At 57.4% G+C, this 12,902-nt stretch carries 10 protein-coding genes; 2 read left to right on the forward strand and 8 right to left on the reverse strand.

Annotated elements, in window-relative coordinates:
- Positions 1-37 precede the first annotated feature (37 nt).
- Genes glyS through ACR0K5_RS01535 form a run of 3 tightly spaced genes read right to left on the reverse strand, consistent with a single transcriptional unit; the run spans position 38 to position 3,997 of the window.
- On the reverse strand, positions 38-2,242 hold the full coding sequence (gene glyS / locus ACR0K5_RS01525; RefSeq protein WP_480627976.1) for a glycine--tRNA ligase subunit beta: 2,205 nt from the start codon (positions 2,240-2,242) through the stop codon (positions 38-40).
- A 9-nt stretch (positions 2,243-2,251) separates the two neighbouring features.
- Positions 2,252-3,463, reverse strand: coding sequence for a sodium/glutamate symporter (gene gltS, locus ACR0K5_RS01530; protein ID WP_480627977.1), 1,212 nt, complete (start codon positions 3,461-3,463; stop codon positions 2,252-2,254).
- Between the two features lie 12 nt (positions 3,464-3,475).
- Positions 3,476-3,997: a DUF6446 family protein gene (locus ACR0K5_RS01535; RefSeq protein ID WP_480627978.1), complete on the reverse strand. Its 522-nt coding sequence runs from the start codon at positions 3,995-3,997 to the stop codon at positions 3,476-3,478.
- Positions 3,998-4,075: 78 nt separating this feature from the next.
- Here ACR0K5_RS01535 and ACR0K5_RS01540 point away from each other — a divergent pair, with 78 nt between their 5' ends.
- Positions 4,076-4,708: a MarC family protein gene (locus ACR0K5_RS01540; RefSeq protein WP_480627979.1), complete on the forward strand. Its 633-nt coding sequence runs from the start codon at positions 4,076-4,078 to the stop codon at positions 4,706-4,708.
- An 8-nt stretch (positions 4,709-4,716) separates the two neighbouring features.
- On the opposite strand, the gene ACR0K5_RS01545 is transcribed toward ACR0K5_RS01540, so the two are convergent.
- Complete coding sequence (locus ACR0K5_RS01545; RefSeq protein ID WP_480627980.1) at positions 4,717-5,646, reverse strand: glycine--tRNA ligase subunit alpha; 930 nt, start codon at positions 5,644-5,646, stop codon at positions 4,717-4,719.
- Positions 5,647-5,852: 206 nt separating this feature from the next.
- Between ACR0K5_RS01545 and ACR0K5_RS01550 the strand changes: the two genes are divergently transcribed.
- On the forward strand, positions 5,853-7,592 hold the full coding sequence (locus ACR0K5_RS01550; RefSeq protein ID WP_480627981.1) for a serine protease: 1,740 nt from the start codon (positions 5,853-5,855) through the stop codon (positions 7,590-7,592).
- A 54-nt stretch (positions 7,593-7,646) separates the two neighbouring features.
- Here the strand turns inward: ACR0K5_RS01550 and ACR0K5_RS01555 are convergent, their stop codons facing one another.
- From ACR0K5_RS01555 to folE2, 4 genes are all read right to left on the reverse strand, one after another.
- Positions 7,647-9,221 (reverse strand): 5-guanidino-2-oxopentanoate decarboxylase, encoded by a 1,575-nt coding sequence (locus tag ACR0K5_RS01555; protein ID WP_480627982.1) that lies wholly within the window; start codon positions 9,219-9,221, stop codon positions 7,647-7,649.
- Positions 9,221-10,669, reverse strand: coding sequence for a TrkH family potassium uptake protein (locus ACR0K5_RS01560; RefSeq protein WP_480627983.1), 1,449 nt, complete (start codon positions 10,667-10,669; stop codon positions 9,221-9,223). The genes ACR0K5_RS01555 and ACR0K5_RS01560 overlap by 1 nt, the downstream gene beginning before the upstream one ends.
- Positions 10,670-10,721: 52 nt before the next feature.
- A complete protein-coding gene (locus ACR0K5_RS01565) occupies positions 10,722-11,459 on the reverse strand; it encodes a hypothetical protein (RefSeq protein WP_480627984.1) in 738 nt (245 codons plus the stop codon).
- Positions 11,460-11,744: 285 nt separating this feature from the next.
- Positions 11,745-12,848 (reverse strand): GTP cyclohydrolase FolE2, encoded by a 1,104-nt coding sequence (folE2, locus tag ACR0K5_RS01570; protein WP_480627985.1) that lies wholly within the window; start codon positions 12,846-12,848, stop codon positions 11,745-11,747.
- Positions 12,849-12,902: the final 54 nt, after the last annotated feature.

Genomic DNA, 12,902 nt, shown 5'->3' on the forward strand with positions numbered 1-12,902 from the left:
GGGCGTTCTGGGCGCGCAGTCCCGCGCGCCCGGCGTATTAACCTTCGATCCGGGTCAGATCGGCCACACTGGAACAAACCTGCCGAATCTGGCTAAGCAGGTTCAGGCGGTTGCGGCGAACAATGTCGTTGTCGGTGTTGACCTGCACGTCCTCGAAAAACGCATCCACCGGACCGCGCAGCGCGGCCATGGCGGCCATGGCCGTCGGGAAGTCTTCCGATTTCAGCGCTGGATTGATCTGGGCCTGCGCATCATCCAGTGCCGAGAACAAGGCTTTTTCGCTGTCCGTCTCCGCGAACTTCACATCCGCCCCATAGGAGTATTCCACCCCGTCTTTTTCTTCAGCCTGCATAAGAATGTTGTTGGCGCGTTTGAATCCCTGCACAAGGTTCTCGCCGTTCTCAGTCGCAATCACCGCGTTCAGAGAACGAGCGCGTTTGACCAGCAGGTTGAGATCGTCATTCCCCTCCATCGCGATACAGGCGTCGATGATGTCGTGGCGGATACCCTCGTCGCGCAGGAACACCTTTAGACGGTCGTGGAAGAACGCCAACAGGTCGGCCGGAGCAGACGAAATAATCGCATTCGCGGCCTCAACCTGATGTGCCAGATCATGCACACGTTTTGCGGCAGCTTCCGCGGCCTCACCTGTAGCCTGCGCTTGCTGTGCCTTGGCCTCAAGAACGGCGGCCTGCCATTCCGGCAGTTTCAACAGCGAACCCAGCGCAGTTGCAAAGGTCTGGTTCAGAGGCAGTCGAAGATCGTTGGTCAGGATCAACCGGATCACACCCAGCGCCGCACGGCGCAGGGCATATGGATCCTTCGACCCGGTTGGTTTTTCGTCGATCGCCCAGAAACCGGTGAGCGTGTCCAGCTTGTCAGCCAGTGCGACGGCCACCGAAACCGGTGCAGTTGGCACGTCATCGGACGGGCCGAGCGGTGAATAGTGCTGTTCACTGGCTTGGCCGACTTCAGCGGGAAGACCAGCCGCGTTGGCATAATAACGCCCCATAAGCCCTTGAAGTTCAGGGAATTCATACACCATCTCGGATGACAGATCTGCTTTACAGCCCTGCGCGGCCAGCATAGCCAATGCGGGATCGGCTGAAACTGCAGGAGCCAATTCATGCGCCAGCGAGGCAATGCGGTTCACCCGTTCCCCTTGTGACCCCAGTTGCGCGTGGAAGGTGACAACATCCAACTTATTGACCCAGGGTTCAAACCCATCGGATTTGACGATGCGCAGGTCGTTCTCCCAGAAGAATTTCGCGTCTGCCAGACGTGCTGACAGAACCTTTTGGTTGCCTGCCAGAATAGTCGCGCCGTTATCGGCGGTTTCACGGTTGGCGACGGTGATGAAGCGTTCGATCCGACCGCTCTTGGGATTGCGGACCGAGAAAAACTTCTGATGCTCTTTCATCGAGGTCTGGAGAACCTCAGGCGGCAGGTCGAGGAATTCTTCGTCGATCTTCCCCATCAGCACCACGGGCCATTCGACCAGACCGGCAACTTCAATCAGCAGACCTTTGTCTTCGACTACTTCCAAACCGGCTGCAAAGGCCATGTTCTGGGCGTCGTTCCAGATATGCTCGGCACGTTCTTGGGGCGACAAAACCACGAAAGCGCGTTTCAGCTTTGCGGCGTAATCCCCAAAAGATGTAACCGAAATTCGGTTGGGGGCCATGAAACGATGACCGGCTGTGGTGTCGCCAGTCTTGATGCCTTCGACCTCCATCGGTACGACTTGTGCCCCGGTTTCATCTGTCAGGATGCAGAGGATTGAATGCAGCGGGCGCACCCAACGCAGGCTGCCACTGCCCCAGCGCATGGACTTGGGCCAGGGAAAATTGCGGATGGTGGCTTCCAGAACTTCAGCAATAATCCCGGCGGCCGGACGACCCGCCTTTTCAATGGTGGCGAAATAGACCGCACCCTTGGGTGTCTCACGCTCTTCCAATTGATCGCGGGTCAGACCTGCGCCCCGCAGGAATCCTTCAATCGCCTTGTCTGGCGCACCGACCTTTGGGCCCTTGCGTTCTTCCCGGATTGTGGGACTTTCAGCCAGCAGCCCCTCGATCGCCAGCGTCAGACGGCGGGGAGTGGTCAGGGCAGCGGCGCTTGCATAGGTCAAACCGGCCTCGACCAGACCATCGGTAATCCGCTTTTTCAGATCCTCACCGGCACGGGCTTGCATCCGTGCAGGGATCTCTTCGGAAAACAGTTCGATCAGCAGGTCGGGCATTGTCGGTCCTTAGAAATTGACGATCGTCTGAATGACGATGGCATTGGCGATATCCACAAAGAAGGCGGATACAAGGGGCAGTACAATAAAGGCAATAGGGGATGGGCCATATCGCTTGGTCACGGCGGTCATATTTGCAATTGCCGTGGGCGTTGCGCCCAATGCAAAGCCGCCAAAACCAGCCGCAAGTACAGCAGCGCGGTAATTCGACCCCATAACCGGAAACAACACCCACAAGACGAATGCCACCGCAAAAAGTGTCTGTGCCGTCATGATCACGACGATGGCCAGGCCCAGCTCAGCTATGGTCCAAAGTTGCAGGCTCATGAGGGACATCGCCAGAAACGCGCCCAGTGCAAATTCGGATATCAGGGCCAGCGACGGCGTACGCGACACTTTCGGAGCACCGGGGAAAACCGCATCACGCAGATTTGCGATCACTATGCCCATAATCAGGCACGGCACGAACAGTGGCAGTTTTAACCCAGCCGCCGATATCGCCTCACTCAGAATGTACCCTAAGATGATGGCCAGATTCAGATACAGCAAAACGCGCATGATGGTCAGATGATCGATGCGGGTCGTCTGCCCATCATCTTCATCCGGCAATCCGACGCTGTGTTCTTCTTCCGGGCGATTGGGGGTCAGACCGCGCCCCTCAACAAGCAGGCGCGCAATTGGTCCGCCAACCAACGCGGCCAGCACAAGCCCCAAGGTGGCAACAGCCACACCCAGCTCAGTCGCGCCACTCAGGCCGGTTGCTTCCGCAACATCCGGCGCCCAGGCAATCGCAGTACCGTGCCCGCCAATAAGCGAGGCTGATCCGAACAGCACACCCGCTTGTGCCGGATAGCCAAACATCGCTGCCCCGGCGGCGCCGATCACGTTTTGAAAGACAATCGTTGTCAGTGTCAGAACAAGCAGCAAAAATAACGGCTTACCCCCTGCTACGAGATCGGAAAGTCGCGCGTTCAAACCTATACCGGCAAAGAACAAGACCAGCAGAAAATCTCGGGCTGACAGCCCAAAGGACAGCTCAACGTTGAACACCAGAAACAGCAGCAAAACAAACAGTGAGGCCAGCAACCCGCCGGTCACGGGCTCGGGGATATTAAAATTTCGCAGTGTAACGACACGGGCGTTGATCTCGGCTCCGATCAGATAGACCGCAAAGCCCAGCGTGGCCGTCAGGAAATCGGGGATTTCAACGACATGGCCCACGGCACACTCCTTTTAGTTTTCCGGCCGCGGCGGGCATTCCTCGCCAACAACAGTGCCGTCATAGGCTTTTTCACCGCAATTGTTCAACGCATGCCAAACGTATCCCTTTCCGTCCATTGTAACCGCCACAATCCGGTCCACCCCGAAATGGATGTTCTTTGCGCCCAAGAACGCCCGAGCCTGTCCGGATTTCAACGCATCAGCAAGCGACACGGCATCGTAGCAGTCGAACCAACCCGGTGCGGTCAAAGGCTCGGGGTTGTCGACCGGAACAAAACCGGCCATCTGATCCGGTGTCAGTTCGGTTTCAAAACAGGCGCGATACCGGATCGGGGAGCTGTCTGCGTCAATCGCCCGGAAATCCGAATAGGCGATGGGTGTCGGCACTTCCGTCCCTTCTGTCACAAGGGCAACATCCTTGCCCGGTTGCGGCTCAACCTCATAGTAAAAGCCGTAGACCTGCAAGTAATACATGCCCACACCTGCCAGTACAGCCGACAGCAGCAGAAGGATTGCCAGCAATTTTCCCGTCATCTTTCAGGCCGCCTCTTTCAAGTTCTTGTAAAATAGGACAGGTTTCACTCGGGTACAGGCAGAAACGAGGTCAAAACCATGGAATCCACTCTTGCCGTCGGGTTTTTCGGCGCATTGTTTGCGATCATGAACCCGGTTACCAACCTCCCGGTGTTTCTGAGCGTCACGCAGGACTTGCCCGCCGCCGAACAGCGCAAGATTGCGGTAAAGACGGTGACCTACTGCCTGATCCTTGGGGCAGCCTTTGCCTTGGTCGGAAGTCAGGCGCTTGGCCTTTTTGGCATTAGCGTAAATCACCTGCGTGTCGCTGGGGGGCTGGTGGTCATGATGATCGGCCTCAACATGCTGAACGGGCGCGAAAGCACCTCTCACCACGGAACCAAGGGGGAAAAGGAAGCTTACCCCGAACCCGACACCGTAGCCTTTTACCCGCTGGCCTTTCCCATTTTGGTAGGTCCGGGAACGATCACAACGCTGATCCTGTATGCACACCAGATCAAGACGCCAGTCGAAACCTTTGTTTATGCAGGGGTATTCCTTGCCGTGGTCGGGCTGCTTCTGATCACGTTCTGGAACGCCGCCTGGCTGGCGGAACGACTGTCCGACAATGCGCGCGTGATCATGGGCCGCTTCATGGGCATGATCCTTGCGGCCATCGCTGTGAGCATGATCGCAGACGGCCTGAAAGCACTGTTGCCGGGGCTGGCCTGATTGCCTCATCAGGCTGAATGTCCGGCGGCCTCGGTCTGCACAAACGCATCCGCACATTGCTTGGCCAGAGCACGCACCCGCCCGATATAGGCCTGCCGTTCGGTGACTGAAATTACGCCGCGCGCGTCCAGCAAGTTGAAGATATGGCTGGCCTTGATGCACTGGTCATATGCCGGGTGCGCCATGATGATACGTTTGCCGGTTTTGGGATCGTCGTGCGCCTGCGCCAGAATGGTGGCACACTCAGCCTCGGCCTCTTCGAAGTGGCGCAGCAGAACCTCGGTGTTTGCCACATCGAAGTTCCAGCGGGCGTATTCTTCTTCGGTCTGTTTGAAGATATCGCCGTATTTCAACAGGCTGGGCGATTGCGGATCGTTGAACGGCATATCCATGACATGATCGATACCCAGAACGTACATCGCCAGACGCTCCAGACCATAGGTCAGTTCACCCGATACCGGCACGCAGTCATGGCCGCCGACCTGCTGGAAATAGGTAAACTGGCTGACTTCCATTCCGTCACACCAGACTTCCCAGCCCAGACCCCATGCCCCCAGCGTCGGGCTTTCCCAGTCATCTTCGACAAAACGGATGTCGTGCAGGTCCATGTCAATGCCGATCGCCTCCAGGCTGCCAAGATACAGCTCTTGCAGGTCCGGCGGGCTGGGTTTGATCAGCACCTGGTATTGGTAGTAATGCTGCAAGCGGTTCGGGTTCTCGCCATAGCGACCGTCCGTTGGGCGGCGCGAGGGCTGTACATAGGCCGCGGCCCAGGCCTTGGAACCCAGTGCGCGCAATGTCGTCGCGGGATGGAACGTCCCTGCCCCGACCTCCATGTCATATGGCTGCAGAATCGCGCAGCCTTTTGACGCCCAATAGGTCTGAAGCCGCAGGATGATCTCCTGAAAAGAACGCGGTGCGCTGGTCGGTTCGGTCATGACATTCCCTCTGGGCGCCTTTACGCCCGGTTCCGGTCGGTTTTGCCCTTCCTATGCAAGGGGCCAAGGGGCGTCAACGGGGCTTTGACCAACGGCTGTAACTGCAGGGCCACACCGTAAATTCCCCGTATTCATGGCATGGCGTTTGGCAAATGAATTCGAGTATTCTGCACCAAAGCACGAACACTGCATAACACGGGCAGACTATGACACGCGTATTTTCAGCAATCCTATTGTTTCTTCTGGTCGGCCTGCGTGCCGCAACCGCCCAACAAGACCCCGGCGTCTGGGTTCAGGTCGAGGCTCAGCCCTCGCTGCGCGAAGCGCAGGAACGGGCACAGGCCTATGCCGGAGCGTTGCCTGACGTGAACGGGTTCCGTCTAAACAGCGGCTGGTACGCCATCGTAATCGGCCCTTATACACGCACCGACGCCGAACAGGTGCTGCGCGTCTATCGGGCGGAGGGTCAGATTCCGCGCGACAGCTACATCGCTTTTTCCAACGCGATGGGACAACAATTCTGGCCCATCGGAGCAAACGTACTGAACCGTGGCACCGTTGCGGCGCCAATTGAACCGGCGGCGCAGCAGGAAGAGGCTCCGGCAGTTGTCACGCCCCAGGATTCGGATGAAACCCGCGCACAAGCGCTTCAGTCCGAACGTCTGCTGACCGCGCAGGAGCGCAAGGATCTGCAAACGGCTCTGGGCGCGGCAGGGTTTTACAACTCGACCATTGATGGCGCTTTCGGGCAAGGAACCCGCCGCTCGATGGGCGAATGGCAGCGGTTCAACGGGTATGAGGCCACGGGCGTTCTGACCACGTTGCAGCGCAAGGCCCTGATGGATGAATACAATGCGCCGCTGATTTCAGTCGGGATGGAACGGTATTCGGACGACAAGGCCGGGATCGCGCTCGACATGCCTTTGAGCGCTGTGCGCCTTGACCGTTACGAGGCGCCTTTCGCACATTTCGCCAGCAACTCTGACCTGAACGCCAAGGCTCTTCTGATCAGCCAGGACGGCGACAAGAATACATTGCGCGCTCTCTATGAGGTGATGCAGTCGCTTGAAATCGTTCCGTTGAACGGCCCTCGTGATCTGGGCCGTGACAGGTTTACCCTTGAAGGGCGCGGCAATGGCGTTGTGTCCTTCACTCAGGCGCGATTGACGGACGGCAAGATCAAGGGGTTCACTCTGGTCTGGCCCGAAGGGGATGAGGCACGCCGTCTGCGGGTGCTGGCTGCGATGACCTCCAGCTTCAGCACCACAGACGCGGTTTTGGATTCCGCTGCCGGCGCAGATGCGGAACAGCGCATCGATCTGGTGTCAGGCCTTCAGGTCCGCAAACCAAGGCTGTCACGTTCAGGTTTCTTCGCGGACGAGAATGGTACAGTTCTGACCGTTTCCGAGGCGGCCGACAGCTGCACCCGGATCACTCTGGATGGTGATCAGGAAGTTCAACTGGCCTTGACGGATCAGGATCTTGGCGTCTCGGTCCTGCGGCCCGCGCAAACCCTCGCGCCCATGAGCGTTGCCGCATTCAGCGCCGCTCAGCCCCGCATTCAGTCGGAAGTGGCTGTATCCGGTTTCTCCTATCAGGGCGCATTGGGCGGACCCTCGCTGACCTACGGGCAAGTCGCGGATATCCGTGGCCTGAATGGTGAACCCGGCGTCAAACGTCTGGCTTTGAACGCGCAACCCGGCGACGCGGGTGGCCCGGTATTCAATGACAGCGGCAACGTTGTCGGTATGTTGTTGCCCACACCGTCCGAAGGGCGCACCCTGCCCGCCTCGGTCAGTCTTGCAGCCACTGTTGATCGGTTGACTGAGATTCTGGCAGAGGCCGGAGTTTCAGGTCAATCGAGTGAGGAAACCACGCAAATCTCACCCAACGAACTGAACCGGCGCGCGACCGGCATGACGGTTCTGGTTCACTGCTGGGATTGAACCGACAGCATATCATTGCAAAAAAGCGCCGTATGAAAGTACGGCGCTTTTTCGTTACAGAACGTCCGGTGTCACGTGGATCAAGGTCGGCACGGGCGCATCGAACGCGGCGCGGACTGCGTTTTGCATCTCTGCGACATTTGAGGGGGCTGTGGAAAGCGCACCAAAGGCTTCGGCCAGTTTGCAGAAATCCGGGTTATGCGCCATGACCGCATTGGGTGCGATCTGGCTGCGAACCATGCTGTCTTCGATCTCTTTCAGCTTGCCATTATCCCACAAGATAATCGGAAGAGACAAACCCAACTCAACTGCCACGCCCAGTTCCTGCATTGTGTAATGGAACCCGTAATCCCCGGCGATAACTGCCGTGGGTTTTCCGCGTCGCGCCACCGCCCCTCCAATTCCCGCAGGTAATCCGTAGCCAAGGGTGCCAAAACCCGTCGGATGATGCCAGTGATGGGGATAGGCCATGTCCCACGCCTCTTTTGCGACATAAGCGAGCTGGGTCATGTCCGAATAGATCATGGTGTCGGCGGGCATAGCTGCGCGCAACGAATCTGCGATCGGCACAATTCCGGGCCGTTCGGCATCTACCTCGGCGCGCCATCGGGCGCGTGCTTCGGCCACTTCTTCCGGCGACCATCCCGTTGCTGGTTTCATGTCCTCGGTCGCGTACCACAAGGCGCGGGCAAAGCTTTGACTATCGGCCTGCAACTTGATTGCAGCGCGGTGACGATCAGACAGAACCTCGGGATCGAGATCAACACGTATCAACGTCGCTTGGTGTCCCAACTCTTGCCGCCACAAATCGACTTCACCCAGCTCAGCGCCAACTGCGATCACCAGATCTGCCGAGGCAACGACTTCGGCGCTGCCAGGACGCGGCAACATGGACCCGAAGTTCAACGGATAGTTCATCCCAACCAGCCCGCGCCCGGCGAAGGTGGTAAAGCAGGCCGCCCCCAACTGAGTCAGAATCTGCCGCCAATCGTTGGACTTGCAGCCGCCGCCCAGAATGAACAGCGGCCTGCGCGCAAGGTTCAACATGGACACAACCGATGACACATCAGGCGGCAACGCTTTGGTGCGCAGCGCGGATTGGTTTGGGAACGAGGCGGGCTCGGCCTCGGCCTCCAACTGCGCGATAGGCACCTGAATGTGTTTGGGCCGCGGGCGCGACAGCTCGAATTCCTCAAAAGCTCGCTCAATCAGCCCATACGCAGCCTCAGCCGAATTGGCCTGCGCCGACCAATCTGTGACCGTCCCGGCTGCCGCACGCTGGTCTTTCATCTGGTGCAACTGACCACGATTGGCTTGTGTTTCGTCCAGGCAGGAGGACAACACCAGCATCGGAACAGAGTCACTGTAAGCCTGTCCAATCGGCGTCATGGCATTGCACAATCCCGGACCGGTGATCACATAGGCGACACCCGGCTGGCCGGTCGCGCGCGCATAACCGTCGGCCATGAACCCTGCGCCCTGTTCATGCCGGGCAAGAACATGCGTGATGCCAGCCTCTTCGATGCCGCGATACATTTCCTGATTGTGGACGCCGGGAATTCCAAAAATCACATCCACGCCACGGTCCTTGAGCATATGCGAGATTTGCGCGCCAAGGGGTCTTTTCATCAGCCTCTCCAGAATTGAACGGTGAAGATTGCATAAACGGCCAACAGCTCTAGCCGTCCGACCAGCATTCCGATTGTCAGCAGCCATTTGGCAGTGTCGTTGAGACCCGCAAAATTACCAGCCGGTCCAATCTGATCACCGAGGCCGGGGCCTACATTGGCCAGCGCGGTCGCAGCCCCGGACACGGAGGTGATGAAATCCAGACCCGTCAGTGCCAACGCCCAGGACAACACGCCCATCGACAGAACGAAGAACATGAAAAAGCTCATAACCGATGTCAGAACATCCCGCCCGACCGGCCGCCCATCATAAAGCGGCATGAACACGCCATGCGGGGACCTGATCCGTTTGATCTGAGTTTTGATAGACGCGATCAGCAATTGGTACCGGAAAATCTTGATCGAGCACGCGGTCGACCCAGCGCATCCACCGATCAGACCGATCAGGAAGAACAACATGATCGGAAAACTACCCCACCCCATGTAATCGACACTGGCATATCCGGTACCGGAAATGATTGAGGTGATATTGAACAGAGACTCGCGAAAGGCCTGTTCCCAGTGATGCGGAAAAACCGATGTCAGGAAGACTGACATAATGACAACCAGAACCAGAATGGTCGCCAGAAACGCTCTGATTTGGCTGTCTTTCCACAAGGACGCTGTGTGGCCGTTGGCGAGTTGGACGTAGCGTACAAAAGGAAGTGCTGCCAAAACCATGAAAACAGATGCCGCATATTCAGTCGGACCCGAAAATGTCCCAAACGACGCATCGTAGTTCGAGAATCCACCGGTGGAAATAGTGGTAAAAGCGTGCACCAGAGCGTCAAAGAAACTCATTCCGAAACCAGCGTAAACAAGCACGCAGACGAGTGTCAGGAAGACGTAGATCAGGGAAATCTGCCCCGCGATCTCTTGCGCGCGAGGCAGGATTTTTCCCATGGTTTCAAAACCTTCCGAACGGAAGATTTGCATACCACCCACCCGCAGCTCCGGCAGGAACACCATCGCGACGACGATGATGCCGATGCCTCCCAGCCATTGCAGGATACCGCGCCATAACAAAAGCCCCTTCGGCAGCGAATCCAACCCCGATATCACGGTTGAACCGGTTGTCGTCAGGCCGGACATCGCCTCAAAATAGGCATCGACAAAGCGCAGCTCGGTATCGCCGAACAGAAACGGAATTGCGCCGAAAACAGGCAGCGCCACCCAGACCCCTGTCGTCAACAGGAAGGTCTGCCGAATGGTCAGCCCCTCGCCCACTCCGTTCGAACAGCTCATCGCCAGAACGGATCCGGTCAGCATCGTGATGATCGCGCTTTCCAGGAAGACATTCCATTCGCCGCGTCCCTCGATAAAGTCCGCGAGCATAGGGAACAGCATGGTCGCCCCAAGAATGGCGACCAGCAAGCCAATCACATATCCGACCGGGCGAAGATCCATCATAACGCGCAGCGTTGGCGCGCCAGCCCGACGGTGTCAAGCAGATGATCCCGGTTTACGTGTCGGTTTTGGTATCTGTCCCCGGCATTGCGGGTGGTTTGGACGGCGTGCGAGATTTGCGCGCCTGAGGTTTTGGCTGTTCAACCGCGGGTGCTGGCTTTGCCGATGCCGCAGTTGGCGCAGGTTTGGTTGCCGCAGCCCGACGCACGCGTGGTGCAGGTTTGGGGCGCTCTGTGGTCGTTTTTTCGGTTACAGCGGATACCTCGGTTTTGCTTGCAATAGCTTTGGCCGGAGCAGGAGAAGCTTTGGTCGGAGTAGTACGGGCTGGTGCCGATTTCACCGGGGCTGCTTTACGCGCAACGGGTTTGGCAACTTTCGCAGCGGGTTCAACCGGTTTTGTGGCTGTTTTCGCTTTTGCTGCCGTTGCTGGTTTTGCTTTCACAGGCACCGCGGAAGCCGCTCGAGGTTTGGCAGTAAACTCGACCGATTTGGCTTCGGATTTGGCCGGAGTGGATTTTTGCATCGGTTTTTTTTCTGCTGGGACCGCGGCAACTGATACACGTTTGGTTCGCGGCGCAGTTGGTTTGGGTTGTGCCGCACGTTTCTCAGCCGTCTTTTCCACTACTGGCGCCGGGGTTGATGCTGCCAGATGCAAAGCATGGACGGGAGCCATCGGCAGCTCAAGCGCCGACCGGGTCATGATCTGCATGATTTTCATCTGGTTGACCATTGCATAGCCAGCCATGCGAATTGCCGCAGCTTGAAACTCCAAAGGTTGGATAATCGGATTCATCACATGTTTCTCCTGTAAATACGATGCAGCCCGAACTTGGTGGATAAAGTGCCTTGCCCGCTCCGATTTCTCGAGCGGCGGGTGCGGTCTTGCAGTCCAAGGCGTCTCACGTCTCGGCTTCCTTTCGGGGCCGTACACCATTCCAATGGCAAACATACGGCTGCTGCATTCCCGATAGATATACATCAAAGGACTGCGCAAATGCAGCATTATTGCTGCATTGCGGCAAAAGAACGCTTACTGCCAAAATCTCTGATTAAATTCTAGCCGCTTACGCGGGAGTATTCACCCTACATGAAACAGAGTGGTGAATAGTTTTGGGTCCAGACTGGACGCAGCAAAGGTTGGACCTTCGGTCAGAATCGACACAGCGTCGTGGCTGTGCAGGCTTTCCTGATGGCTGGCTACAACACGGAAATCACCGACGTGATGATCTGCCAACAATTCGGCGCAGAACAACCGTGCCGCATCTTCGACAAAAATCGGATTGGCGGCGTTCATCTCCGCAAAGGCCTGTTCGTCTTCACGTTTGACCATAACCTGCGTTTCGGTCGGCACCGCACGGCGGCACAGCGCGATCATGTCTTCAAACCACAGACAGTCGGCGTCGCAATCCACAACCACGGAAATCCGCGCGACGGAACGTTGCGAATGCGGTGTCGCCAATTGTCCCCGCATGGAACGGGCATGTTCACTCAATTCCAGCGAGCAAGGACAGGTCGAAGAATAGACGTAGTCCAGATGCATGATCTTCTGGCGCACACCATTATGTTCCACCAGTTCCAGTGCGATGTCGTAATATTGATACCCTTCCAACCCGGACCGCAGGCTTTTGATCCTGTCCGGGTAGGAAAAACGCATCTGAATGCGAGCGTCGAAACTGTCCAGATCGGTCATATAGTCGTCAAGTGCCGCCTCCATGACCTCGAAGCTGAACGTGCGTTCAGCGTGTTTGTAGAAGGACCGCATGATCCGGGACATGTTTATGCCCTTTTTCTCGGCTTCAAGGCTAACGGTGCCCGTGATCGACGTCTCCAGCGTCAGATCTTCCCCATCTTTCCGATGGAACCGGATCGGCAGGCGGAAATTCGAAATACCAACGTGCTGAATCTGCTGTTTGGCACCACGGATCAGGCTGGACGGACCGTTTTGCAAATCAGGCAGGGACGCGCGGTAATCCGCGTCAACGGAAAAGTCTTCGGGGTACTCCCGCGAGAGCGAAGGATAGTTAACCGCAGTCAGGCCAGGCACCAGGCGCGCAATAGCCGGATCCAATTGGCTGATCTCGGATGCTGTCGCAGACTCCGCCCATTGCCGCAGAACTTTCAGGGCCTCGGCGGCTTTTTCCCGATCCGGGGTATCATCAATGTCGCGCGGGTGAACGTTCATCGGCTGCGGTTCCTCGATTGGTCGTCGGAATATATACGACTGCAGGTCTTTTAC

This window comes from Ruegeria sp. AB9 (assembly GCF_056542585.1).